Below are 26394 nucleotides of genomic sequence, written 5' to 3'. Positions count from 1 at the left end.
GGAGTTAGTTTGGGAGGTGTGGTTCGGTGAGGGAGTATAAACAGTGAATTCTACCTATATGGTCATATTTTATCCCTACAGTTCCTACACCCTCTTTTCTAAAAATGTCTAATAATTCATTTGTCCGCTAACAACAAATAGTTCTTTTTCTCTGTTATTTCGCATAACTTTGAATAGCAATTTTTCACCTACACCACTATTTTCAACTTTTCTCTGTAACTGTTCAGCACTAAATACTGATTGATTGTCAATTTCTATAATTACATCTCCTATGCGCATCCCTGATTTTTCCGCTGGAGTACCAGGCAATATTCTCGTTACTAAAACTCCTTTTACTTCTGGCAAAATTAAAACAGAATTGGGGTCACTATTATTTTCTTTAGCAATTTCTGGATTTAGAGTAATCATCTGAATGCCAATAAAAGGATGAGGTACTTGTTCTCCACGAACTAATATATCTTTAATTTCTTTAGCTTTATTTATAGGAATAGCAAAACCAATACCCATAGCATCAGCTCTAATTGCAGTATTAATTCCAATTACTTCACCCCTATCATTCAACAACGGACCCCCGGAATTTCCTGGGTTAATTGCTGCGTCAGTTTGAATAAAATCTAGTCTCTTATCAGGAATTCCTATTGCTGAACTAGGACGTTTTAAAGTACTAATAATTCCTAAAGTAACAGTGTTATTAAATCCTAGAGGATTTCCTACTGCTATTGCCCAATCTCCTACTTGTATTAAATTAGAATCACCTAAAATTGCTACTGGTAAAATCTCATCTTTTGTATCAACTTTAACTACTGCTAAATCTGTAATTTCATCTGTTCCTTTTACTTCCCCAATAAATTGTCTACCATCATTTAAAGTTACAGTAACTTTGTCAGCTTTATTGACTACATGAGCATTGGTTAAAATTATGCCTTTCGAGTCAACAATAAAACCGGAACCTTGACCTCTTAACAATTCTTTTGAAGGTGGTTGAATCCTTAAGTTTTCATCAAAGAAACGATCAAAAAATGGGTCTTCAAAAAAATTATTATTGGGACGGGTAACTAGTCTTTCTGTGTCAATTCTAACTACAGCTAAATCAACTTTATTTACTGCTTCTGTGACAAAGCTATTACTATTTCTAGTCTTGATATTTTCTGGTATAGTTTGTAATGCTACTAATTGAGTATTTGATAACCCGTTAAATACTTTAGAATCTGCCATTGCTGGTACTGCTGAGAAACAAGCAAATATAAAACTCAAAGCTATAAAAATGGACAATATTTGAGCCTTAATTTTGGTACTTATTCGACAAAAATTTAACAATTTCATAGTATTCACATTTGAATGTGTTAAGTTTGGTGTTATAATATAGTTAACAATATATTATTATAATATAAATAAGTTTATGGTGATATCTAACAAACAAAAAAAACAGATTGGTAGTCATACACTTGAGAAAGATATAATTTCTGAAGATCACCATCATTCTTCTGCTCATCCTCATGTTCACAGTGAAGAATCTCTGAAACGTCTGATAAATAGATTATCGAGAATTGAAGGGCACGTTAGAGGGATTAAAACTATGATCAAAGATCATCGGGCTTGTCCTGATGTTTTAATACAAATAGCTGCAGTTCGTGGTGCTTTAGACCGAGTAGCTCGTATAGTTTTAGATAATCATTTATCTGATTGTATTGTTCGGGCAAATCAAGATGGAGATATTGATGTTGAAATTGCTGCTTTAAAGTCGGCTTTAGATAGATTTTTACCCTAAATTATTTTCACTTAAATTCTATCCATAGTTCTAGAATAACTTATAAATACTAATCACTAAATTTATCAATAATTATAGTTAGATAAATATATAAAAAAATACAATTTATTAAAAGCATTATCACCTTAAATAAAATAGCATTTTGGTTACTTTGGATAGGTTTTAGTCTTTATGCTTTTCTTCTTGCACTCCCTATTCAACCGGATACTTTAGAATTAATCTAAAAATTGGCAACAGGTGAATGGGAAAATATTAATCCTTTGATTGTATCTCTATTCAATATTATAGGAATATGGTCTCTAATTTATAGTTGTTTGTTATTATCTGATGGTAGAGGACAAAAAGTACCAGCATGGTTATTTTCTACATTATCATTTGGAGTCGGAGAATTTGCTATTTTACCCTATTTAGGATTGCGTCAACCTAATTCAATTTTTTCTGGTAAAAAGAATTTATTTTTGAATATCTTAGACTCTCTAATTTTAGGAATTGCTTTAGGGTTAGGTACGATTTTTTTACTAATATACAGTTTTAAAAGTGGTGAATGGGCAGATTTTATTCGACAGTGGCAAAGTAGTAGATTTATTCATGTAATGAGTTTAGATTTTTGTATGTTGTGCTTATTATTTCTAACTATTTTATGAGCAGATTTTATTCGACAGTGGCAAAGTAGTAGATTTATTCATGTAATGAGTTTAGATTTTTGTATGTTGTGCTTATTATTTCTAACTATTTTAGAGGATGATATGAGTAGACAACGAAAGCATAAAACCTCATCTGAACTATTTTTCTGATTGAGTTGTACCACAGCTACTATTGTTAGCCCACGTTATTTTTTATTCTTTTTCAACGATTGGTTTATCAGGCTTAAAATGTATTCCATTTCTTCGTCTGTCCGCATTACAATTTCATAGTCGCCATTTCCCCAATGTCCGACCGAAGAAACGTCTCTTGCAATTTCTTTTGGGTCGTTAAGGTCGCCTTGTTGTAAATTCAACCACATTTTCAAAGCGTTCTTTTGAATGTGAATGTCCACTACATTATAACCTGATACAAAAGCAATGTATTTTTTCTTTGGTTTTACTTCTAATTCGTCAAGGTTTAAAATGGCACTTTTAAATTTCTCATAAAGTTCCTTTGTCTCTTCTGTTCCTTTATCTAAATGCTCGTCTTCTGTGTAAACTTTGATTTCCTTGGCTACTTTTTCAATCGTTTCATCTTGTCGGCTAATTGTCTTTACACTTTCCTGAGCACCTGAAGTTTTTATTTGTTTGTAGTTAACCGTTTGATTTTCGTAACGCTTTATTTCCCAAAGTTCAATCGGCAAGTCTTTAAAATTGATTGCTTCTTTTTGATAAGTCGTAAATGAAGGAGAAATAAAAATCACTCTCGACTGCGACCAATCAACGTCATTTCGTTTTAAAGTCTCTTTTGAATTTTCATTGTATTCAAGAATGAAGTCCGCTTTGTTGTTCAGCATTAAAGACAAATAGGCGTATCCTTGGTCAATTAGGCTAAAGTTCTTGTCTCGTTTATATTCGATAATCACAAAAGTTCCTGCGTCTTTGTCGAATGCTAAAGTGTCGATCCGAAAATTATTCAAGCTGAATTCAGACTTCACAAAGTCAAGTCCGAAAATTGATTTCAGGTTTTTTTCTGTAAGGGATTGAATATCTTTTTCAAGTTTAAAAGGTTGTTCCTTTATGTTTGCAAGTCGCTCGTTATTTTCTATTTTAAATAGTGCCATTTATATCTTTCGTATCGTTTTTCTAATGTTGGCTAATGACTAGATATAGCACGAGCCTCTAGCCTTTGTAAATTCCGATGAAGTTAGCGAATTTGCCGGAGCGATAAAAGTGGTAGAAAGAAAAGAGGAATTAAAAAAAATCTTTGGTATTGGGTAGCATTAGTTCCTCTTTTAGGCCAGTTAATTTATTTGTCTTTTCGTTCACCTTTATTATTAACAGATATCTCTACAGTATCAGATTAACAGAAAGCTACTGCAAATTAATAAAAGAGTCAGAAATTACGAATGGAGAAGAAACTAGAATAAATCCTTACGAATTTATTTTAGTTCCTATCGGTATTTATTTTATTCACCTTCTCGTTTTTCAACAACTTTATAAACCTATAATTGGCTGTTGTTTGCCTTTCAATTTATTAAAATGATAGCTTTTATATATTAAGATATGAATTGAGTCATAAATTAACAATTTTTAAGTAATAAGAAACAAAAAATTGATTTTATTAAGGATATTTATTTTGTCTAATTTATAAGAAAAAACTGATTTAAGTTAGCTTATTAGCAAAATTAAAAAATAGTTAGAAAGTACGAATAAAAACTAATCAACTTTTTTAGTGAAAATGACAGAATTAGAGCGCTAAGTTACTTTTTATAAAGAAAAAAATCGGTGAATTTAAAAGCCAAGGTCAAACTGAACTTAAAGTGGAGGTTTTGAATATCGCTGCTCTTAAGTTGGGAGAGCTAAAAATGGTGAAAAATTTATAGGAAAGTGACACCGTGAAGAAGTACATAAAAGAAAATTAACTCTGACTTCAGCTATTGGTTTGAGGCAAGAAGTGTGGGAGTTTTTAGAACTATATGTACAGAAAAAAATCTAAATAACAACTCCTAAAATAGTTTTTTAAGGTAATGATGACAGTATCTAAATGATTTAATTATGGAAAAATTAAAATTAACATTTATTGGTTTGAGGCAAGAAGTGTGGGAGTTTTTAGAACTATATGTACAGAAAAAAATCTAAATAACAACTCCTAAAATAGTTTTTTAAGGTAATGATGACAGTATATAAATGGTTTAATTATGGAAAAATTTAAGTTAACATTATCTGGAATTGATTGGATAAAGTTTTTAATTTGTGCTGATAAATATAAGTGTTAAGAATCTATATTACCCTTTTAAGACGGTAATGAGGGTACTAATTTATTTACTGTATTTAATTTTCTCAATACTTTTAATTCTAAGTATAAGCGTAGTGATAAAGATAATTTGAATTAGATAGTAGCACAGAATATTTTTCATAAATATTAGCTCTATTTTCATCTAAAGATAGGAGAAAATATTGGATCTAACTTTATCTAGTTTTGTTTCCAGGGAAAATTAAAGGCGCGTCAGATAAAAAATTTAAAAAAGTTGGTTTATTGAAAGATTGATATATCCTAATTCAGTATGATTATGATATAATTTAAAGGTATAGGGATATTTAATATTCTTGGGAGTTAATTTACAATAGTCAATACTTTATAGCAAAAATAGTTAGTTTTTCATATTCGATAATTTAGACAAATTCATAATATTTATAAGAACAAAAGTATAAGCATAGTGAAAGATTACTAATATCATCTAAAGTATAAAATAATAATCATTTAGAACTTAATAACCCGAACAAATTATATGCAAAAGTATTGAAGATAAATTTTTAAAAGTAGTATATTTATTGCATCAATATATGAAAGTAAAAAAAGCTATTATCAAGCATATTTTTTGACTTCCATAATATGCATCAAACTCTTGAGAAAAGACAGTATTTATTATTTAAAATAATAGTAGATATTCAAAATAATAGTCATAAGTATATGTCTTTATCTAAAAAAAGTAATGACTTAATCAAGTTAATTTATAGGTAGAAAAGAGTAGAGTACATATTTTTTGAATTTATAGAATAGATAAACAAGTGAGAAAGTTTATATTGAAGCTTTAAATATTTGATTGTCAAAGCAAAAAGATAATAATTTAAAAATATAAATGCTCCAAGAAAAAATTGATATCCTCAATAAAGTGAATCTTAATTTCAATAAATGTTAGAAAAATATTGATTATTGAGGTACCTTTGATCGTCAAAGTTTTTGAGTGATTTTTGATATAAAAATTATTCCATTTTCAAATAAAGCTGTTTATTTGTGTTCGACTACTTAGTGGTATTTAATTTGCTTCACATTCCCGTTTTGTGACATCATGTCTGTACTGAAACATATTCTCTAGTCGAGAGTTTACCCACCAACCCAAAAAAGACTCTGCCAACCATTCTCCAGGTAAAGAAAATGCGATCGCATCAGTTAACTTAGTCTGCCCATTTTCCTCACTAAACTGGTGACGATGAGTCCAACTTGCCATTGGACCTTCTTTTTGCTCATCAGTAAATAGACGATATTCTTCATATTCTGTATGTGTGGCCACCCACTTAACAGGAATTGGACCAAGCCAAATAATAAACTCTGATATAGCCCCTATTTCCAGTCCACCTTGATGACGAATAATTTGGACTGGTTGCCAAGGTGGGGTAAGTCTTTGCAGAATATCGGAACGTTCGTGGAATTTCCAAACCACCTCAACTGGAGCATTAATTAAAGTTGAATAGCGAAAGTGTAACATTTTTAAACCTCTGACTCAATTCATCTTTTTTTTAGGCTGTATTTTTATTTGCCCATTAATATAAAATTTGGTTGTACAGTAATCATAAAATTACTTCCTCTTAACAAATATTTTTTTATGAAAACTAACTTAAAAGTTCATGTTATTCAAATCTTTCCTTAACTCTAAATATTGACTGATAAGCAATACTGTAAGTAATTATCTTCATTTTATTAAAATAGGATTATTATACTTTATTATATATTTAAAATAAAAATATTTTTTGCTTATCCTATCTTGTAGAAACCAACTTAATTATAGCCATAAAAAAAACATATTAACAATAAATTACAATTAGTTGCAATAGTTTTAACTGTGTTATTAAGTAATTGTCAATTTGCAAAGGCAACATATTCTGCAACACTTGAGTTTTTCAATGAAGCTAATTTTTAGAGTAGCACAACTAAGCTCACTAAAATTACTTTTGATGATATTTATACTAGTATTGGGTGCTTCAAGATCACAAAGAATATCAGTTACCCAAAGTGATTTATTGGCGATGAATATCAACCATCTTGGTCATAGAAGTTTTCTTGATATAACCTAAGCAGATAAAAATTGAGCAATTATAATAATAAAGTTTTCTACCTTCTACCTTCTAGCTTCTTACTTATTCCTTGTCAAAACAGTCGCCTCAGCCAAATGCTTTTTCAAAGTTGACTCAGATAAAGGACCTTGAATATGATTCCAAGGCAAAATTTCTTCTAATTCCCAATCATTAAAAACATAAAAATCTAAATCTGGTAACTTACCACGCAACTCCTTAAAAGCTCTCTTATAACTACCCAAAGAATCTCCATAATTTCTCACCAATTCTAACAAAAAAGATAACCTTCTATCCCCTCTAGAAATCAACCCTTGAATCACCGACCATTTATAACTTTCTGGTCGAAAATCTATTCCCTTTGAGCGTAATTTTTTCTCCAGAAATCTTAACCGTTTTTCTGACTGATAATTTACCCCAAACCATTGAAAAGGAGTATGAGATTTCGGCACAAAAGTGCTACAACCTAAACTTAACCTTAACCCAGGAACAGCTTTTTTCAAAGTTAATATCATCTCCACAGTAGCATCTAAATCTTCTTCTTCTTCTCCCGGTAAACCCACCATTCCATAAAACTTAATACCTTTTAGACCACCAGCCTTAGCATTAATAGCAGCTTGAATAATTTCTTCATTTTCTAACTTTTTATTGATAATTTTTCGGAGGCGATCGCTACCACTTTCTATAGCAATTGTAATCGACTTTGTATCTCTATTAGCTAAAATTTTTGCCAACTTTTCTGTCACTGTATTTGTTCTTACCGATGCAATACTCAACCGAATATCATCATATTTTGATTGGGATAAATAATCTAATAAACTTTCAAATTCAGGATGTTGAGTTACTGAAGCACCCAATAAACCTAAACGTTTTGTCACATTTAATCCCCTAGCGATCGCCGGGATTAAAGACTCCTCTAAACTAGCACTTCTAAATGGCAAAGTCAGATAACTTGCCAAACAAAAACGGCACATTTCGGGGCAACTTCTTACCACTTCTACCATAAAAATATTTTCCCAAGCTGCCTTTTCAGTAACAACAGTAGAAGCAGATAAAGTATTACCTCTGTAAGTTTGTTTTTGTACCACAGTAGGAATATCTTTATCTATAGGTTCAATAGATTTAATACTACCATCCATACTTTGATAAGTTACTTCATAAAGACTAGGAATATAAACCCCAGGTACTTGAGATAAATGTTTTAATTGTACTTGTTTTTCAGCACCTCTAACTTCCTTATAAGCTTCAATAAAATATCCCAATAAATTTTCCCCATCCCCCAGTAAAATTACATCAAAAAAATCAGCAAAAGGTTCAGGATTAGCTGTTAAAACTGGTCCCCCACCAAATATTATTGGATAATTTCTTGCCCAACGATTTTTAGCTCTAATAGGAATTTCAAAATACTCCAGAATATTGAAAATATTAACATAATCAAGTTCCCAGGAAAGAGAAAAACCGAATAATTCTGCTTGTTTTGGGAGAGGTTCATTAATATCAGTAAATAAACGACTAACTTGTATATCGGAACGCATAGCTAAAGTTGCCCAAACAACCTGATAACCAAGGCTAGTTATTCCTACACTATATTCATTTGGAAAAGCAAAAATAATTGGTATAGCATTATATTCAGGGATAGCCGGAGTAAAGAGTAAACTTTCAGTATTAAATAGATTATTAGACATATTTAAATAGTTATTATTTATGAGTTTATACAAATTTAAAACATACTAAACCAACCTTTTTTATAGTTATATCATACCTAAATTTTGCCAGGCATAAAAATCAAATAAAGAGCTGGAATATTCCCTATAACCTACCCTGTAATATAAAATATTTTCAACTTTGGTATAATTTATCAGAGGTATAGTTAGGGTATTTAAAACCTTAACTAATTAATTATGGCTGTGTAAGCATTCATCTCTCATCAATAAGACTCTGGTTTTATAGTAATACCAATTTTCTCAATTAGCTAGAGATATAATGCCGTTGAATAATATTTAGTTATGGCTCAATTAATACAGCTTTTATTTTTTATCTAAACTAAAAGTAATAGCTGATAATTTAAAACGCAGTTTCTTTCTAAGAGTCTAGCTGAATGCTGAATGCTTACCTGACTATTTCTAAAAAATTACTTTCAATAATAATATAAATTTTATCAAAGTAAAAATTAAATTTATTTTTCTTAACTCACTATCTATTTTTGCTTCTACTCTTTATTAATCACTGATATGATCAGTATACCAATTTCATCAACTTAAGTGACATTACTTATCTCATACAGAACAGTAATTATTCTCCTAATTTGGCATCTATAACTTTAATCTATTTCCTTATATCTGTTAATTAGTTTTTGTACTTTTGCTAATGCTAAGTATTTAAAGGTATATATATTTCGATTGGCTTTTACTACCATACAGTGCATTTATCTGTTAAACCCAATCTCTTATCAGCTCTTGCACTTGCTTTATTTCTGATTTTTTTTATTCTTAGATACTTTCGATTTAATAATTAGCTTTTTTTGCTGACTCAACCCGCACACTATTTATTAATATATTTTGTCTATTTTATTCATAAATTTTTTCAAGTGTTTTGAAACTTTTACCATTAATTCCTATCCCATCTTCAACTTACCTCTATCCCCTCCTAAAAAGATAGTATTAGGAGTAAGTGCCAATCTAGTTCTTGAAATAAATTAATTGTATATATTGCTATTATAGTATTATTATTACTCTCCTAATTTTGCTGTATCAAGGCAACTTTTTTAAGAGTATATTTAACATATTTATCAGTTTATAGTTAATTAATTTAACTAAATAAATGATTGATTAATAACTACTATTTTATCTTAAAACACTTAATAATATTATACTTAATACTACCCAAATTTAATTTTTTTTACTCCTATTTTTGCTAAAATCTTTGATTATTTTCAGGTTATGAATAAAACTATTAATTATAATACCTTTATAATAAAAATCAAGTTTTCTTTTTGATCTGAACCAATAAAAAGAGCACTTTTATTTTTTTTGATTTTTTTTAATTGTGAATAATGAAAACACTCTGCGCCAAAGAGAGAACTTATATATTTATGTTTAATGCAGAGGGCAAAGTTTGGGATGAGTTAGTAAGTCCTTCGAACTCCAGGGTGCGATCGCTTATTCTACCCTTTGTGCTCCTGCTCCTGTATTATCTTTACGAGTATGAATCAAAATTCAACTTAAGCAAGGGTGAGCCAACCTCACCTTTATCTATCTCCGTGGCCAGGCCTTACCAACTTTTCCCATGTCAGCAATGCCACCTACCTAGAAGCTGCCTAAAAACTCCGTTAGTTCTCTCCTCATGATGGGTTTAGTTTTTACTAATGATGTCCTCTACTAACCTGTGAGGTTTTGAGATTTTTCACATGGCCATTGTTAATAATTTGTTTTTTTGAGAAGCCAAACTCACCAAAGTACCTGTATCTCCATGCAAGCCCAGTATAAGTATTGGGCCAAGAACAGGATAATTTCCCTCCAGATAATCTAAATTTTTTGACATAGTGACCCATTCCCTCCCGGAAAAGGAGCAAGAAGAGTAAGTTAAGCTTGCCTAGTGCGCCCTTGTTTCTGTCTGAAACTACCCAGTTATATATTAATCAATAAAATAAGTCACAATATCGGTACTCAAGGCTTTAAACCCAATTTTTTGAGAACCCCGAAATACCTATTAATGAACTTCAATCTTCTTATTATTAATTAGTTGTACTGAACGGGCATTAAATTGATAAATTTCCATAAATTAGTTTACTTGTTATTCTGAAACTTAAGTTGGATAAAACATTACATTCCAGTTCATTTTTTCGCTACAAGGGAGTGTAGTAAAATAATCTCAATAACGGCAGTGAGCAGTTGATATTGCTAAGAATAGATCAGCGTATATCATCATTCCTTTAGCTTCTTTTTAACCTATTTCTGAAGGAACAAAACTATATTTTAATGATTAATTTTTTTCTAGTTCATTAGTTAACAATATTAGCTATTTGCACTTAAACTTAAACAACCAAATTAGTAAGAATGAAATCAAAATCAAAACATTACTGGTAAATATTGAATAAGGATAGGGTAAATTATCCAAAGCAATAAACTTGAGTAAAAAAGACCAAAAGTTTATAAGGAGATATCTTTTATAGAACTAAGTATACGAAGTATTAATAACTTCAGGTAAAAATGAAATAGTTATGAGAGTGGCTGCTAGTAATCCTAGAATTGTTACTAAGTTAATGGTAAATTCTAATATATATTTTCTGTTTTATCAGAACTGTTTTTAGTATTTCAAAACAGTAGTTGTAACTTTAACTTTATTAAAGTACACAGCCACTCCATTTCCTTGTATACTGCTTGCTGAGTATACCCCTATATTGGTAGATTTGTAGGGTGATAAATCATCTCTAAAACTCTCCACCTTCTTACCATTAATAAATCCTGTAATTAAATTTCCTTCAGTAACTACCCTTAATTTATTAATACTATTACCTTGATTGATAGAACTATGCTTCTCTCTGTCTATGTAATGATTCCACTTTGATTTTGAGTGTTTTCCCATAGAAAAATAGCCATTACTTGTAATCAATAAATAATAGAATTTACTTTCTTTAATTGTAGTAAGTATTCCGTAAAGACAATCCTTAGGGCCATCTACCTTTTTTACATCTATAGAGTAATCAGTTTTTTGAATATTATCAGGTAAATAATTGGCATTCAAAACACTCCATTCACCCCAGTTAGGTTTTGAAACCTCCTGAAATAAACAGCCATCTTTAAACCTGGCAAATCTACTAATTGGAGACCAATATACTGATTGCTTAACTATATTTTCATTAAGTATAGTTTTCTCAATAAAGGAAGGAATTAATATTTTAACTTTTTCAGATTCTAAGTCCTTCTTTTCTTCTACAATTTTAAAATTATTTGCACCACAAACCTCGCAATCACTAGGTTTTGATAATTGACTGTATTCGTGACTACATTCGTTACACTTGTAAATAGGCATTTAGTACAATATGACTAGCTTGAATTTTATATTAGGTATTTCTATTAAGTAACTAGATTTAATTACACATCCTTAACTCTTTTTGGGAAAATTAAATTTAATCCTACCAGATTTTGGGTAATCTTCTTTTTCTTTTGATTTTTTTGAGTTTGTTGTATCTGAACCTATTTTGATTCCACTACCTTCAGATAATTTTTTTTTCTTTTCTAATGGAGAAGTTCTTGGAGAATTTTTAGGTAATTTTTCTTTACAAATAGCTTTTAAAGCCTCATGAACTTCATCTATTGATATTCGCTTATTTTGATCTAGAATTAGCATTTTTTTTATTAACTCAAAAACAGCCTTTCCTACTAGTTTTTCCTCTTTTGTTTTCATCAAAGAACTGATTGGTAGTTCCAGTTTTCCCTCATTAATTAAGGCCTCATAGGGATAATTGTACTTACGAGAAAAAGTAGGTAATTTTCCCGTACAATAATGACAAAATACTAATCCTAAAGAAAACACATCAGATTGATTAGTAGGTGGTAATTCTTCACCATATGTGCCAATATGTTTCGCAAACTCTGGAGATAAATAAAGTGGATCTCCTACTAATTCTTCAGAAGGTGTTACATCACCTTCAATAAGACTACTATCGAAGTCAATTATCTTGGCAATTAATTTTCCTTGCCACTCTTGAATTAAAATATTATCCGGTTTTAAATCTAAATGAATAATGCCATTTCTATGTAACATTTTTAAGGCACCAGCTGAGGTTAGCATTATAAATAATCTATTTTTCCAATCAAGATTATAAACTTCATTAGACAAATTGCTAGTATCAACTTTTTGGGATACCTTAAAATAATGACTGCCAAATTCATTACCATGCTTAAAAAAATCCGTAGTTTTTACAACTAAACCACCATCACCACAAGAATTTAGGGCTTTCATCATCCCTAAATGTTTTCTTTCAAATTCTTTACATCTGTCTTTCTTCTTTTGTTTTCCTTTCTCACTTCCTGGTGCTTTTACTTCGGGATATACAGGATTGAGAAATTTTTTGATAAAATATTCTTCTCCATTGTATTCAGCAAAACCCCATTGACCTTGACCACCATTAGTGCTATCAAAATCACGAGTAATAATATATTTACCAATTTTTTCACCTTTCTTATAAGCCATTTTTTGCCCCCTAGTAATGAATTTTTTTAACTATTATTGGATTCTGATAAGTGAATTGTATGCATTTTTCCCACAATTAAAACTAGTCAGATTAAACCTATTGCTGATCTGAGTTTAAGCCTTTCTCAATCTTCCCTATATCTCATCTCCTCATCTCGACAAAAATATACTCTAATAAACCTAATTGAATATCATATTTTTTGATTTCATTTTGACTAAAAATTTATTTCCAACCTTCTGTTGTTTGAAAGTATTTTTTATTCCAAACTACTAGATACTTACTGAAAAATTTGCTCATGTTTATTGTCTTCATCTGTTCAAAAAACAGCAGATATTTCCTCCGTAGTTTCATCAGCCTCAGTTTTTTCCTCTGTTAAAGCACCGGCAGATATTTCCTCCGTAGTTTCATCAGCCTCAGTTTTTTCCTCTGTTAAAGCACCGGCAGATATTTCCTCCGTAGTTTCATCAGCCTCAGTTTTTTCCTCTGTTAAAGCACCGGCAGATATTTCCTCCGTAGTTTCATCAGCCTCAGTTTTTTCCTCTGTTAAAGCACCGGCAGATATTTCCTCCGTAGTTTCATCAGCCTCAGTTTTTTCCTCTGTTAAAGCACCGGCAGATATTTCCTCCGTAGTTTCATCAGCCTCAGTTTTTTCCTCTGTTAAAGCACCGGCAGATATTTCCTCCGTAGTTTCATCAGCCTCAGTTTTTTCCTCTGTTAAAGCACCGGCAGATATTTCCTCCGTAGTTTCATCAGCCTCAGTTTTTTCCTCTGTTAAAGCACCGGCAGATATTTCCTCCGTAGTTTCATCAGCCTCAGTGTTTTCCTCTGTTAAAGCACCGGCAGATATTTCCTCCGTAGTTTCATCAGCCTCAGTGTTTTCCTCTGTTAAAGCACCAGCAGATATTTCCTCCGTAGTTTCATCAGCCTCAGTGTTTTCCTCTGTTAAAGCACCAGCAGATATTTCCTCCGTAGTTTCATCAGCCTCAGTGTTTTCCTCTGTTAAAGCACCAGCAGATATTTCCTCCGTAGTTTCATCAGCCTCAGTTTTTTCCTCTGTTAAAGCACCAGCAGATATTTCCTCCGTAGTTTCATCAGCCTCAGTTTTTTCCTCTGTTAAAGCACCAGCAGATATTTCCTCCGTAGTTTCATCAGCCTCAGTTTCTTTATCTAGATTAGATAAATATAAATCATTAGTTTTTACCTTTTCAGCATCTAAAGAGTCTTTAACCTTTACTTTTTCTAACCTATTTTCATAATCATTTTGATATTGCTCCCACATTTTTTTTAACTCATCAGGATTACTTTTACTGTGAATATTATAATTTTTATTTAGATGCTCTAAACGTGATTGGTAAGCACTATGAAAATCTTGAAAATTTAGCTCATTCTTTCCTAATGGATAAAGCAAAAGAGTAACATCATCATACTTATTATATTTATAAAAATTAGTTAGTAAATTTTGCCATTCTTCCATAGAATTAGATTCTATTAAAGTTTTTAGTAAAAGTTTTTCAAACTCCCACGGAGCAGGTAAATACTGAAAACATCCATCAGTACAAGCAAAAATAAACCCTTCTTCTGAAAACTCAAATTCTTTGTAATTAATTTCCCAATCAGCGTCTGGATCTGCTGTTAAAAACTTAGACATAGGTAGATCTTGATAAATAACTTCTAGAGCATTCTTATTTTCCTTGAAGTCATCTTTAGTTAACTGCTGTAACCCTTGATGAGGGTGCAAATAATAAATACGAGAATCCCCCATCCAAGCTATTTGAACCAAATATTTTTGCTCGTCAGTTAATCTCTTAAAAAGACTCGCAACCCCTATAGTAGAACATAATCTTTTAGAAGCTAATTTCCCTCTAATTCTGGAAGTAGGAAGATTTTTGTCAGCAAACTCTTTAAGTATTTGACAACTCTTGCCTTTAATTTCTGAAGCTCGGTCTTGATCTAAATTACCTTGTGATTCTGCTAAAATATCCTTAGTAATTTCAGCAACTTTTCTAGAAGCAATTCTTCCTCCTGTTTCTTTCGCAGTACCTAAAATTCTTCCCCCTAAACCATCAAAAACTCCTATGACAATTGCTTGTTCATAGTCTTCTGCAATCTGAAAATCTTCACCTTGACCTAATTTATTCTCTAAGCTGATAACTAAAACTTGTTCTTTATTCATTATTTTTATGCACGAAACTATATATATTTTTACGTTGTTATTAGATACTTATAAATTGGAGAATAACTTGGTAGTAATACTAAGTTACTACCATCATAACTCTTGCTTTAATCAACAGAAACTTTTTAGATACTATTAATAATTGCTGCTATAATTTCTTCATTTTCAAATTCTTTCAGACCTTCTCCAGCTTTAGAGGGATAATGGATAGTTTGTTCCCAAGAGCTAGAAATCATTGTCCAAGGTGTAGCATCTGGCGCAAATAAGAGTAATCTTTTTGCTGAATCTGACATTTCTCCCCATAAATCTGTTAATTCATCAAAATTTTTAGGAATATCATTAGGATAATAACTAGGTTTTGGTTCTTTCTCTAAAGAGTGAGCACTAGCATCAGTATAAAAAACTATAAGATGACGCTGTTTAGCAAAGTTAGGCCCATTTTCCCATTCTGACTTTAAAGCTATTGCCAAAGCTTCTAGACCATTTTCTGGCTCATCACCTCCACCTTTCGCATAAATTGAAGATACAAATCTAGCATATTCAGAAGATTTTTGCTTCAAATCAAAAAATTCAGAATTGACCATTACCTCCTCAGGTTTATCTGCCCAATAATCTCGAAAAACAATTACTTTTGCCCTAAGTTGATCTACATTTTTTTGCCTCTCCTTCATCCTAGATTCTATATCTTTGTAAAAGCTAAGAGCACTTGATTTTACTAAATCAATAACAGGGGTCATTGAACCTGTAGCATCAATACATATTACTAAGTCAACTGCATATTTTATCTCTTGACTAGGGGATAATTTTTCTTCTGACATTGGCCTTAATTGTAGAAATTGATTTTATAAACAATATTATACTGATTTTGTGTCATAATTCATACAGTTATATCACGCTGATTTTGCTAAAATAAAATAAAAAAAAGGAAATAATCTCATAAAATAAAATAATATAATATTTTTTTGGCCTCCGTAATAAATAAGTTGCGTAACAAATCCAAATACTAGTTATTTGAGAATAATCTTCAGATTTATTTGACAGATTATTTATTTTTTTTCGGCAGATTATTTAGAAGAGTATCTGAAAAACTGCCTATATGTTAGATATAAAAAATGTTTCTACTGACTTATGTGTTTAATATGATCAGGCTATGTTTTGCGGTAGTTTGTTTTTTAGTATAGCAATTTCCATTAATCCATTAACCTAAAATACTGAGATTTGAATTGAAAAACAAAAGTTACATATCCTGAAACCCTTTAAGGTTTGTGTCAAAGCATTCTCAAAACCACTGTAATTGCTTTTATATACCCATAAATAAAAATAACCTCATCCCTAAAAAGAGTGAGATGAGATTATTCAAAAAAATCTGAGCCTTAACTAACTCAAACCTAATATTTTTCAACCTTTTCTTATAAAGAAGAACCTACACCAACATAGGAGCCATAAAAGAAAAGACCTACAACTACAAGTACGCCAGTTCCTGCTACAAGAGCAACCAACCATAATGGAATCCTTCCTGGTTCAGACATCATAATACTTAACCTCAATTACTTCTAAACTAAATACTATTTTTAGATAATTTTTCAGCAACTTGCCTATTAACTTTCTATCTAATTTTACTATCTATACGTCACCCTATTTGGGTGACTTTTATATCTAATAACCTGCTTATTCTACTTTCGGAATTAGTTAAAGAAATAACTAGAAAAAAGAATACCAACAACAAAGACTAACAGCAGACCAAGGTAAAGTGAAGTACGGTTTAATTCTACTGGTTGCTGATTAGGATTATTATTACGGTCTAAAGGCATTATTCTATGCTCCTATCTTTGAATAAACTGCATAGCTGCAATGGCGCCCAAAAAGAAAACTGTAGGTACACCAAGGGTATGAACTGCTAACCATCTTACTGTAAAAATTGGATAGCTAATTGGTTGATTTGGATTTTGGCTAGTCATTGTTTTAATTTCCTTATTTTTTATCTATTTGATAAAATCATCAATTTGTTGTTTAGACTCAAAACGGTCTGACAAAATTGGTAATTCTTGTCTTTGTTCAGTGTAATACTCATTAGGTCGAGGTGTACCGAAAACATCATAAGCTAACCCAGTACTGACAAATAGCCAGCCTGCAATAAAAAGAGCGGGAATAGTGATACTATGAATCACCCAATAACGAATACTTGTAATAATGTCTCCAAATGGACGCTCACCTGTACTGCCACCAGCCATCTTATCTTCTCCTCCAAATAATCTTAAACCATCATTTTGAGATAGTCCTAAAACCTTTCTGAATACTCATGCCATAGTTGTTAATGATATGAGGTTTTTTTGTTTTTATTAACAGTAAAGATCGACTAACTTTTTGTCTTCTTTAAAATTGTCATTTTAATATTTAAGTCAGACGGGATCAATCTTAACACATTCAGTCTAATTTTTACAAAATTAAACAATAACAAATGTAGAGAAATCACATCTGACAATCTGAGTAATACTACTCAATTAAATTATGAAAAATGATATTTCCCTAGTATTATAGTGGTATACATTATGTGTTTAACTAGCCTCTGAAACCAGAGAACTATTATATTTAAGCATACTTCCTCTTTGACCAAGAATAAAACCTGTTTCTGAGTTCATAAATACAATGTTGTAGAAATTTTCGGGAACATTCTCTACCTCACGGTCTTTTTCCCAAGTCTCACCACCATCAGTACTACGAAGTAAATTACCACTACCACCAGAAACCCAAATTTCATCAGGAGTCCTATAAGCCAAATCCAAAAGACCCCAACTTGTAGCATACTCAGGATTAATAGCTTCTCCCCACTCTTGTGGGTTTTCTTGATCGCTAAAACGCAGTTGACCACCTCGTGCTAATAACCACAAACGACCATCATCAGTAAAGCCCATATTTTCCAAACGACGGGAATTTTGACGGTTATGAGGAACCCAAGACTTTTGTCCTGGTTCCCAGGTAGAATAAAAATTACCCTTTGCTGAAACAGCAATATATTTACCATCAGGGGAACGAGAAATATTTCTTACTACTCCCACAGCATCCTCTACCTGAGCATGCCAATTTTGGCCTCCATCTTCAGTTCGATAGATAGCTCCTACATCAGTAGTCATTTCCGCAGAATTTAGCCCCAGAGCAGTAATAGTATTAGGAGCACCAGGCAGTTTAGCACTCAGAGCAATACGATTCCAAGAGCGTCCTTCATCATCAGTATGTAAAAGTATAGAGGGCTGCCCCACAATCCATCCTTCTTTACCATAAAAACTTGCTGATGTCAAGCGAGCTTTTTCTTCTAGCTCAATAGTTTTAGGTTGCCAAGTTTCACCACCATCACTAGTTTCAAGGAGAGTCGCATCAGAACCAACAACCCAACCATGTTCAAGATTATCAGTAAATTCGATATCAAATAATGTAGCCTCAGTTGGTAGTTTAACTACCTCCCAGGGATTGTAAGTTATTGCTGGTAAAAAAGCATTTTTGCAGCCGCTACAAACTATAACCACTGTCAGTATTATGAAAATTTGTTTCCAGAATTTTAATATTGAGTACATCACATTTAATCAGTAATTAGCCAATAGGCCATCTTATCGTAAACCATATAAGCTCAGGAAGAACAGAAATCCTAGGGCTAATCCACCAAAAATGAGGATATTTTTCTGGCTGGGTGTGAGAGTATTGACACCAAAACCATAACCAAGGTTTTCTTTAAATCCCGAAGGTCCTTCAACAGGTCCAACATTCACGAATTGGGCTGTAGATACTCCACAAACGGGGCAGCGCCAACGCACTGGCAAATCTGCAAAAGCAGTTCCTGGAGGAACATTACTAGCAGAGCTTCCCTTGATCGGTTCATATATGTAGCCACAAGCTCGGCATTCATACCGATCCTGTTCCTGTGTATTTGCCTCAGTGGTTTCCTCACTCATAGTTCTAAAAGATTGAATCAGGGATTATGAAAATATCTTTAAATTATTATTACAGAATTAGTGCAATTCGAGGATATAAGCACTAATAAATAGCTATTGCTTTTGACTTGTTAATTTTGACTTGTGACTTATACTTAGATTGACATTAGAATAACTTTTATGGTCTCTTGTGGTCTCTATAATGTTCAACAGAGAGTCATATTTATTGAGGAAATATAGATTAATTGTGTTTTTTCTTAGTGGTTACGAGTATTTTCTAGGCTTTCTAATGATTAGTAGTCTAGTACCAATCATTGCCTTAACTGCATCTAAGCTACTGCGGCCAAAAACTCGTGGCCCAGAGCGAAGAACTACTTATGAATCAGGGGTAGAACCAATTGGTGGAGCTTGGATACAGTTCAATATCCGTTATTATATGTTTGCCCTTGTATTTGTCATCTTTGATGTAGAGACAGTATTTCTATATCCCTGGGCAGTGGCCTTTCATCAGTTGGGACTGTTAGCCTTTATAGAAGCACTGATTTTCATCGCAATCTTAGTGGTTGCTCTAGTATACGCATGGCGCAAAGGAGCTTTAGAATGGTCTTAAGTCCTAATCAAAACCAAAAAATTATTAATCCTATTGAGGAATCTCCGACAGTTACTCAAGAACTTTCAGAGAATATAGTTTTAACTACAGTTGACGATCTTTATAACTGGGCCAAACTATCTAGTTTATGGCCTTTATTATATGGTACAGCCTGTTGCTTTATTGAATTTGCAGCTCTCATCGGTTCCAGATTTGACTTTGACCGCTTTGGCTTAGTTCCACGGTCTAGCCCTAGGCAAGCGGACTTACTAATTACTGCTGGTACAATCACCATGAAGTACACTCCTACCCTAGTACGTCTTTATGAACAAATGCCAGAACCTAAATATGTCATTGCCATGGGTGCTTGTACAATTACAGGTGGAATGTTCAGCATGGACTCACCAACAGCAGTTCGTGGGGTAGACAAATTAATTCCAGTGGATGTTTACATTCCTGGCTGCCCACCACGTCCAGAAGCAATTATTGATGCTGTCATTAAGCTGAGGAAAAAAATTGCTAATGATTCCTTGCAAGAAAGGGGTCAACTACAGCAAACACATCGTTACTATTGTGTTAAGCACAATATGAAAGTTGTTGAACCAATACTAACAGGTCAGTATCTACAAACATCTGACCGTAAAGCAGTGCCAAAAGAGCTAGCTGAAGCAATAGGTATGCCAGTATCACCTGCACTGCAAGCTATACCAAAAGAGGAGGTAAGTCTTGGCTGAATCTGAAGCTCCAATTATTGAAGCCGGAAAAGTTTCAAAATGGCTCACAGACAATGGCTTTGATCATGAATTTCTAGCACCTGATCATCAGGGAATAGAAATTATCAAAGGTAATAGGGATTTTTTAATTCCTCTAGCCACAGCTTTATATGCTTATGGGTTTAACTATTTACAATGTCAATGTGCTTATGATGCTGGACCTGGAGAAGACTTGGTAAGTATGTATCATTTGGTCAAAGTCAGTGACGATGTAGAACAGCCAGAAGAAATACGCTTAAAGGTATTCGTACCCAGAGATGATCCTAGACTTCCTTCCGTTTACTGGATTTGGAAGTCAGCGGATTTCCAAGAGCGAGAATCTTATGATATGTATGGCATTATCTACGAAGGACATCCTAATCTCAAACGAATTTTGATGCCGGAAGACTGGGTAGGTTGGCCATTACGTAAGGATTATATTTCTCCTGAATTTTACGAATTACAAGATGCCTATTAAAATTTAGGTCAAAAAAAATTGGTCCAGGCTCAAAAAGCTATTAAGGAAGTTCTGGCCAAGAGCTCAGCTCAGGTACGATATCTTATTGTTTTGGAAATACCAAAAGCTTATATTTATTTGCCGTCTAGCAATTTTGCCGCATTTTGAGTTGAGATAATAAATTTTCTCTGAAATTGGAACTTGTCAGGAATAAGTAACGTCCCGACACCAGATAGCACCCACCCAAAAAAAAAGGGGGGGTGCTTACTATTACTAGTTAACACAACTGAAAAATCCCAAATTCAAAATGATTCTTAAAGCTTTGAGTATTTTATAACTGGTGGTTTTTTTACCTGGTTACACTAGACCTAATACTTAAAATTTTTGCTTATGGTTTTAAGAGTAAATTGTTCCAATATATTTTCTAATCTAATTGTCATATTCAAGTCAACCTGGTATAATCCTCAGCGTCTGCGCTTTCCCTTGAATCGTCATGGATGATAAGGATCATATTGATAAAATGTATATTATTTTATTGAATTCAGTGGCTTTTAGCCATTAGTTAAATACAAATCACTATTAAGTATAGATTTTTTGGTGGAGGAGTTAGAACGTGAGTATAGACAACAACATAGGTGGACAGACAGTTCCTTTAAATTCTGTCCTGGGTAATATTTCTGGTATCAAGTACAATGACTTTAATCGTGATGGCCTTCGGGACGCCTTAGAACCAGGCTTACCAGGAATTACTATATATTTAGATCAAAATAATAATGGTCAATTAGATCCTGATGAACTATCATCAATTAGTGGGGATGATGGTAGCTTTAGTTTTACTAATTTACCCTTAAATCAGATTTACACTCTTCGGGGATTTGATCAACCTGGTTTTGTTCAAACTATCCCAGACCCTACATTTATTAGTCTGAGCCCAGAAGAACCTAATGTTTCCGGTTTTCTATTTGGTAGCGCTGCAACTGGCCCAGGCGGTAATATTAGTGGTGTATTATTTAAAGACCTAAACATTAACGGTACCCAAGATTCTAATGAACCAATCATTTCTGGGTACGAAGTATTTCTTGATAGTAATAGAAATGGAGTTTTAGATGAAGGGGAGATTACTAGTGTAACTGATCAATTTGGTTTTTACTCATTTACAGGGGTTACATCTAGTCTATTAAACGTGGATGTAGTCCGTGGACCAAATGAAGCAAGAACAACTCTTAACCCAGTTATCATCTTTACTGGAACAGAAGAAGAAATACCAAACGTAGCTATAGATATCGGTCTCATTACTCCTGTTGGTACAGGTAATGTTCAAGGTGTTAAATACCTAGACAGTAATACTAATGGTATGTTTGATTTGGGGGAAGAAGGTTTACCAAACTTTACTATCTATGCAGATATCAATAGTAATAATATTCTAGATCCAAAAGAACCATTTGATGTCACTAACCAGGAGGGTAACTACTTCTTAGCTAATTTGCCAGCCACCCGCCTCAATATTCGCGAAGCAGAGCAACAACTAAAATTTAATGTAGTAACCCAACCTCAGACTATGACTGTTGATGTACCTATGGGAGGAACCTTACCAGGGGTTAACTTTGCTAATGCTCAAATCAATGGTATCTCAGGTATTAATTTCTTAGATAATAATTCTAATGGTGCCATTGATCCAGGAGATGTAGGTTTATCTAACTCCACTGTCTATCTAGACCTAAATCAAAATGGTATCTTTGAGCAAAATGAACCTTTTAGAATTACTGGTCATCAAGGTGAATATAGTTTTAATACCTTACCTCCAGGTACTTACGTTGTCGAAGTAGTGCCCCAACCTGGTTTTACTCAAACAGTTCCAGATCCAGTTGTTGCTGTAACAAGTGGCGAAGATATTAATATTGTTAATATAGGTCAAGTTCCTGACACTCCTTTACTTCAAGGTCAATTAAGAGGTAAGAAATTTAACGACTTTAATTCCAATGGACTTTTAGATCCAAGAGAACCAGGTTTAGCGAATTTTACTTTATATTTAGACCTGAATGGTAACAATGTACTAGACGCTAATGAACCAGCTTCAATATCAAATCCTGCTGGTGACTATAGCTTTGATTCTCTTCCGGTAGGAACTTACTCTTTGAGGGAAATACCTCAACCTGGTTTTGTTAAAACTACTCCAGATCAGAGCATTAATATAGTTGAACCAATTAACCTTCTACAAGGTGATCGACCTATTATATTGAATGTAGGTAATTCTGTGCCAACTACTCCAGAACCACTTCCAGCACCTGCTCCAGAAGCACTTCCAGCACCTGCTCCAGAAGCAGTAGAAGACGGTAACCTAACTGCTAGCCAACTAACAGGAACAGGCAGAATTGCTGGTACTAAGTTTAATGATATCAATGGTAACAATGTAATGGATCCTGAAGAGCCTGGTCTTCCTGGGTTCACTGTTTATCTAGACCTTAATGATGACAAAAAGTTAAGTGCGGGTGAACCTCAGTCTATGACTGATGTAGAGGGTCGTTATAGCTTTGAGAATATCCCAGCTAATACTTATCCGATCAAGGTAATTCAGGAACAAGGTTTCAGACAAATTACTCCCGATCCAGTAATTAACTTGACTGAAGGTAACAATATTAGTTTCGTCAATATTGGTAGCCAAGTTGATGCATCAGTAACACTTCCTCTAAATGCCCCTATGAATACCTTTGCTTCTGGTACAATTACTGGGGTTAAATTTGACGATCGCAATGCTGACGGTTTAGCAGGTCCTGACGAACCAAGACTCATAGATGTTCAAGTTTTTGTAGACCAAAATGGTAATGGTTTCCCAGAAGCTAATGAACCAATTACCCGAACAGATCCTAACGGGGAATATCGCTTTACATTGCAGCCAGGAAACTTTAGAGTTTTAGAAACACCACCTGCAGGTTTTGTTAACACTACTCCTACTCCCCTAGTTCCAGTTGTTCCCGGTCAGACTGTTGTATACAATTTTGGTGATACCAGTATCTTTGACCCGAATACCAGTATTAGTGGTATCATCTTTACTGATAGTAATAACAATGGAGTCCAAGATTCAGGAGAAGCAGGTATTCCAACTGCTGAAGTTTTCTTAGATATAGATGGTGATGGACGACTAGATAGCCGTGAAGATCTTAACGGTGACGGGATAATAAATGAAGGCGAACAAGACATAGATGGCGATGGTGTAGTTGATGTTGACGAAGTTGCAACTTTTACAGCTCCTGATGGTCGTTATACATTTAATGGTGTAACTCCTGCTAATTATACAATTGGTGTTGTTCAGCAAGAAAACTTATTCTTAACTGCCACTCGCCCAGTTATTAATGTTACTGTCGGTGAGGTGGTACCAAACCCTAATGTATCACCAACTTCGATTAATCTTCCCTTTGGTCAAAGTGTAACTAATATTGATGTGGGTGTTAACGTCACATCACCAGAGAAAGATACTGTTAGTGGTATTGTATTTGCTGACAATAATGGTAACGGACTATTTGAACCTCTAAAAGGGGAAGTAGGTTTACCTGGTGTTGAGGTTTTCTTAGACACTCACACAGACGGACAAATACAAGGCTTTGAACCAAATCAACTTAGTGGTCCTGATGGTACTTATGGTCTAGATGCATCTGGTAAAAAAGGATCATTTCCCCTACTACAAATTCTTGATCGTACAGGGTTTGTGCAAACTACTCCACCAGCAGTAGTAACAGTTGGCGGTGGTCGTAGTGTTGTTTACAACTTTGGAAACCAACCACAAACCCTAATTACAGGAAATGTCTTTGAAGACTTTAATAGTAATGGTATTCAAGACTTTAATGATACTAATGTCAATGGCATCCTTGATCCTGATGAGCGTGTAGAAATGGGTGTACCTCGTTTCCAGGTATATGTAGATCTAAATGAGAATGGTATTCTTGACAACCGAGATATTGAACCTAATGCGTTCACAGATACTAACGGAGACTATGCAATTGTTGGTTTGTTGCCTGGTACTTACACATTACGACTAATTCCACCAGACCCTATTACAGACCCGAATGATCCCAACGTGGTTTCACAAAGTTATACTGCTACAACTCCAACAGATCTTCCAATTACGGTTGATGCGTTTGAGAACTCTAACATAGTAATTAACTTTGGGCAGTCTCCGGTTCTTCCTCCTCCTGATTTTGCTAATATTTCTGGTATTGCATTTATAGACGATAACGCTGATGGTCAGGCAGAGGCTGGTGAACTTCAACTGCCTGATGTTACTATCTACATAGATGCTAATGAGAACGGGGAACGAGATAGTAATGAGCGGTTTGCTTTAACGGACCAATTTGGTCGCTACGATATCCCGTTTGTAGCTCCAGGAACTTATGTTGTTCGTCAGGAAGCACAACCAGGTTTCACTGACTCTAGTACTCCATCTCCTGTTGTAATTACTTTGGCAGCAGGGGACAATGCTGAGTTTGTTAACCTTGCGAATGCTCCTACAAATCTCCCGCCTGCTGTGCCTACTACTGCAAATCTTGGTGGTGTTGTTTTCAATGATATCAATGGTGATGGCTTGATAGGTCCAGGAGAGAATGGTATTCCTAGTGCTACTGTATTCCTTGACCGCAATGATAACTTAATCCTTGATAATGAGGAACGTAAGGCGGTTACAGATTCGTTGGGAGTATATGATTTTGAGATACCACCTGGTACTTACAAAGTTCAACAGTTACCATTACCAGGTCTATTCCAAACTGGTCAAAACCCTGTTGTGACACTGTTTGCAGGGGATGATGCTAATTTTGTCAACTTTGGTAATAGCACTACGCCACAACCAATATTACCTGTGGCACCGCCACCACCACCTACAGGTACAGGTAGTATTAGTGGGATAACTTTTGAGGATCTCAATGCTAATAGTTTGCTAGATCCTGGTGAACCTGGTATTGGTGGTGTTGTTCTTTACTTGGATCAGAATAACAACTCTATTCAAGATGCTAATGAAGTACTTGTTGCTAGTGATATCAATGGTAACTATAGCTTCCCTGGTTTGGCAGATGCTGGTTATACAATTCGTCAGGACTTAAACCCAGAGCAGAGCGCTATCTTTAATCAAACTGCTCCCCCTTCTGGTCAAGCAAGTTTGATCAACGTATCTGGTGGTCAAAATGTTTCTGATGTGAATTTTGGTAATGCCCGTGTATAATTTCTAGATTTATCTAGTGTTTAGATAGCACTAGAATTCAGGCTCAAAACTGAGGCTGAAGTTAAAGGTAAAATTTTTAGCGTAGTTAATCATTATTAGAGATTTGACTACGCTTTTCTGTTTTTTTTAGAGATATTTAGTATGAATTTTGATGAGTTGCTTCAAGAGAAGTTATACTAGAATAAAGGTACTTTGCTCTGGGCATATTTGCATCACCTACTTTTGAGTTTTGATGTTTCTTTTCTGAGTTTCTTCAGTATTTCTGGCTCTCTGATACCTATTGACCAGAGATAGTTTTTTAGAGCTGAATTATAATTGAGAATTGATGAAGAGATGATAATTTTTCTTTGA

The 26394-nt window shown here is 33.5% G+C and carries 21 protein-coding genes; 6 read left to right on the top strand and 15 right to left on the bottom strand.

Going from position 1 to position 26394, the window contains the following annotated elements; translation table 11 throughout:
- Nucleotides 1-108: 108 nt before the first annotated feature.
- Nucleotides 109-1323: an HhoA/HhoB/HtrA family serine endopeptidase gene (locus TERY_RS16890; RefSeq protein ID WP_011612949.1), complete on the bottom strand. Its 1215-nt coding sequence runs from the start codon at nt 1321-1323 to the stop codon at nt 109-111.
- A gap of 76 nt (nt 1324-1399) precedes the next feature.
- On the opposite strand from TERY_RS16890, the gene TERY_RS16885 reads away from it, so the two are divergent.
- Complete coding sequence (locus TERY_RS16885) at nt 1400-1768, top strand: metal-sensing transcriptional repressor (protein ID WP_011612948.1); 369 nt, start codon at nt 1400-1402, stop codon at nt 1766-1768.
- 227 nt (nt 1769-1995) lie between these two features.
- Complete coding sequence (locus tag TERY_RS35260) at nt 1996-2412, top strand: hypothetical protein (protein WP_011612947.1); 417 nt, start codon at nt 1996-1998, stop codon at nt 2410-2412.
- 185 nt (nt 2413-2597) lie between these two features.
- Here the strand turns inward: TERY_RS35260 and TERY_RS16875 are convergent, their stop codons facing one another.
- The 14 genes from TERY_RS16875 to TERY_RS16820 form a co-directional block, all read right to left on the bottom strand.
- Nucleotides 2598-3515, bottom strand: coding sequence for a DUF5655 domain-containing protein (locus tag TERY_RS16875; protein ID WP_011612946.1), 918 nt, complete (start codon nt 3513-3515; stop codon nt 2598-2600).
- Between the two features lie 2196 nt (nt 3516-5711).
- The gene (locus TERY_RS16870) at nt 5712-6161 is read right to left on the bottom strand and encodes an SRPBCC family protein (RefSeq protein WP_011612945.1); all 450 of its coding nucleotides are present in this window, start codon (nt 6159-6161) and stop codon (nt 5712-5714) included.
- Between the two features lie 645 nt (nt 6162-6806).
- Nucleotides 6807-8429: a radical SAM protein gene (locus TERY_RS16865; protein ID WP_011612944.1), complete on the bottom strand. Its 1623-nt coding sequence runs from the start codon at nt 8427-8429 to the stop codon at nt 6807-6809.
- 1717 nt (nt 8430-10146) lie between these two features.
- Nucleotides 10147-10284, bottom strand: coding sequence for a hypothetical protein (locus TERY_RS35255; RefSeq protein WP_196797094.1), 138 nt, complete (start codon nt 10282-10284; stop codon nt 10147-10149).
- A gap of 765 nt (nt 10285-11049) precedes the next feature.
- Entirely contained in the window at nt 11050-11775 is a 726-nt protein-coding gene (locus TERY_RS16860; protein ID WP_011612943.1) for a zinc ribbon domain-containing protein, read from the bottom strand.
- 72 nt (nt 11776-11847) lie between these two features.
- Nucleotides 11848-12939: a protein kinase domain-containing protein gene (locus TERY_RS16855; RefSeq protein WP_011612942.1), complete on the bottom strand. Its 1092-nt coding sequence runs from the start codon at nt 12937-12939 to the stop codon at nt 11848-11850.
- A gap of 317 nt (nt 12940-13256) precedes the next feature.
- On the bottom strand, nt 13257-15113 hold the full coding sequence (locus TERY_RS16850) for a hypothetical protein (RefSeq protein ID WP_011612941.1): 1857 nt from the start codon (nt 15111-15113) through the stop codon (nt 13257-13259).
- 125 nt (nt 15114-15238) lie between these two features.
- Complete coding sequence (locus TERY_RS16845) at nt 15239-15931, bottom strand: VWA domain-containing protein (protein WP_011612940.1); 693 nt, start codon at nt 15929-15931, stop codon at nt 15239-15241.
- Nucleotides 15932-16522: 591 nt separating this feature from the next.
- The gene (locus tag TERY_RS16840; protein WP_011612939.1) at nt 16523-16645 is read right to left on the bottom strand and encodes a photosystem II reaction center protein J; all 123 of its coding nucleotides are present in this window, start codon (nt 16643-16645) and stop codon (nt 16523-16525) included.
- Nucleotides 16646-16798: 153 nt separating this feature from the next.
- Entirely contained in the window at nt 16799-16924 is a 126-nt protein-coding gene (locus tag TERY_RS28440) for a photosystem II reaction center protein L (RefSeq protein WP_011612938.1), read from the bottom strand.
- 12 nt (nt 16925-16936) lie between these two features.
- A complete protein-coding gene (psbF, locus tag TERY_RS16835) occupies nt 16937-17071 on the bottom strand; it encodes a cytochrome b559 subunit beta (protein WP_011612937.1) in 135 nt (44 codons plus the stop codon).
- A 24-nt stretch (nt 17072-17095) separates the two neighbouring features.
- The gene (psbE, locus tag TERY_RS16830) at nt 17096-17344 is read right to left on the bottom strand and encodes a cytochrome b559 subunit alpha (protein ID WP_011612936.1); all 249 of its coding nucleotides are present in this window, start codon (nt 17342-17344) and stop codon (nt 17096-17098) included.
- Nucleotides 17345-17668: 324 nt separating this feature from the next.
- Nucleotides 17669-18682 (bottom strand): photosynthesis system II assembly factor Ycf48, encoded by a 1014-nt coding sequence (locus TERY_RS16825; protein ID WP_011612935.1) that lies wholly within the window; start codon nt 18680-18682, stop codon nt 17669-17671.
- Between the two features lie 33 nt (nt 18683-18715).
- Complete coding sequence (locus TERY_RS16820; RefSeq protein ID WP_011612934.1) at nt 18716-19057, bottom strand: rubredoxin; 342 nt, start codon at nt 19055-19057, stop codon at nt 18716-18718.
- Between the two features lie 226 nt (nt 19058-19283).
- Here TERY_RS16820 and ndhC point away from each other — a divergent pair, with 226 nt between their 5' ends.
- The 4 genes from ndhC to TERY_RS16800 all read left to right on the top strand — a co-directional run bounded on the left by ndhC (nt 19284) and on the right by TERY_RS16800 (nt 26043).
- Nucleotides 19284-19646: a photosynthetic/respiratory NAD(P)H-quinone oxidoreductase subunit C gene (ndhC, locus tag TERY_RS16815; RefSeq protein ID WP_044136882.1), complete on the top strand. Its 363-nt coding sequence runs from the start codon at nt 19284-19286 to the stop codon at nt 19644-19646.
- Nucleotides 19637-20359, top strand: coding sequence for an NADH dehydrogenase subunit K (locus TERY_RS16810; protein WP_011612932.1), 723 nt, complete (start codon nt 19637-19639; stop codon nt 20357-20359). Before ndhC ends, TERY_RS16810 begins: the two co-directional genes overlap by 10 nt.
- A complete protein-coding gene (locus tag TERY_RS16805; RefSeq protein WP_011612931.1) occupies nt 20352-20855 on the top strand; it encodes an NAD(P)H-quinone oxidoreductase subunit J in 504 nt (167 codons plus the stop codon). The genes TERY_RS16810 and TERY_RS16805 overlap by 8 nt, the downstream gene beginning before the upstream one ends.
- Before the next feature lie 592 nt (nt 20856-21447).
- On the top strand, nt 21448-26043 hold the full coding sequence (locus tag TERY_RS16800; protein WP_011612930.1) for an SdrD B-like domain-containing protein: 4596 nt from the start codon (nt 21448-21450) through the stop codon (nt 26041-26043).
- Nucleotides 26044-26394: the final 351 nt, after the last annotated feature.

This window comes from Trichodesmium erythraeum IMS101 (assembly GCF_000014265.1).
GTDB lineage: Bacteria > Cyanobacteriota > Cyanobacteriia > Cyanobacteriales > Microcoleaceae > Trichodesmium > Trichodesmium erythraeum.
This window is presented reverse-complemented; position numbering and strand designations above follow the sequence as displayed.

Coding starts and splice junctions, on each gene's coding strand:
- TERY_RS16890 (WP_011612949.1), bottom strand. CDS start 1,323: ATGAAATTGTTAAATTTTTGTCGAATAAGTACCAAAATTAAGGCTCAA.
- TERY_RS16885 (WP_011612948.1), top strand. CDS start 1,400: ATGGTGATATCTAACAAACAAAAAAAACAGATTGGTAGTCATACACTT.
- TERY_RS16875 (WP_011612946.1), bottom strand. CDS start 3,515: ATGGCACTATTTAAAATAGAAAATAACGAGCGACTTGCAAACATAAAG.
- TERY_RS16870 (WP_011612945.1), bottom strand. CDS start 6,161: ATGTTACACTTTCGCTATTCAACTTTAATTAATGCTCCAGTTGAGGTG.
- TERY_RS16865 (WP_011612944.1), bottom strand. CDS start 8,429: ATGTCTAATAATCTATTTAATACTGAAAGTTTACTCTTTACTCCGGCT.
- TERY_RS35255 (WP_196797094.1), bottom strand. CDS start 10,284: ATGTCAAAAAATTTAGATTATCTGGAGGGAAATTATCCTGTTCTTGGC.
- TERY_RS16860 (WP_011612943.1), bottom strand. CDS start 11,775: ATGCCTATTTACAAGTGTAACGAATGTAGTCACGAATACAGTCAATTA.
- TERY_RS16855 (WP_011612942.1), bottom strand. CDS start 12,939: ATGGCTTATAAGAAAGGTGAAAAAATTGGTAAATATATTATTACTCGT.
- TERY_RS16850 (WP_011612941.1), bottom strand. CDS start 15,113: ATGAATAAAGAACAAGTTTTAGTTATCAGCTTAGAGAATAAATTAGGT.
- TERY_RS16845 (WP_011612940.1), bottom strand. CDS start 15,931: ATGTCAGAAGAAAAATTATCCCCTAGTCAAGAGATAAAATATGCAGTT.
- TERY_RS16840 (WP_011612939.1), bottom strand. CDS start 16,645: ATGATGTCTGAACCAGGAAGGATTCCATTATGGTTGGTTGCTCTTGTA.
- TERY_RS28440 (WP_011612938.1), bottom strand. CDS start 16,924: ATGCCTTTAGACCGTAATAATAATCCTAATCAGCAACCAGTAGAATTA.
- psbF (WP_011612937.1), bottom strand. CDS start 17,071: ATGACTAGCCAAAATCCAAATCAACCAATTAGCTATCCAATTTTTACA.
- psbE (WP_011612936.1), bottom strand. CDS start 17,344: ATGGCTGGTGGCAGTACAGGTGAGCGTCCATTTGGAGACATTATTACA.
- TERY_RS16825 (WP_011612935.1), bottom strand. CDS start 18,682: ATGTACTCAATATTAAAATTCTGGAAACAAATTTTCATAATACTGACA.
- TERY_RS16820 (WP_011612934.1), bottom strand. CDS start 19,057: ATGAGTGAGGAAACCACTGAGGCAAATACACAGGAACAGGATCGGTAT.
- TERY_RS16810 (WP_011612932.1), top strand. CDS start 19,637: ATGGTCTTAAGTCCTAATCAAAACCAAAAAATTATTAATCCTATTGAG.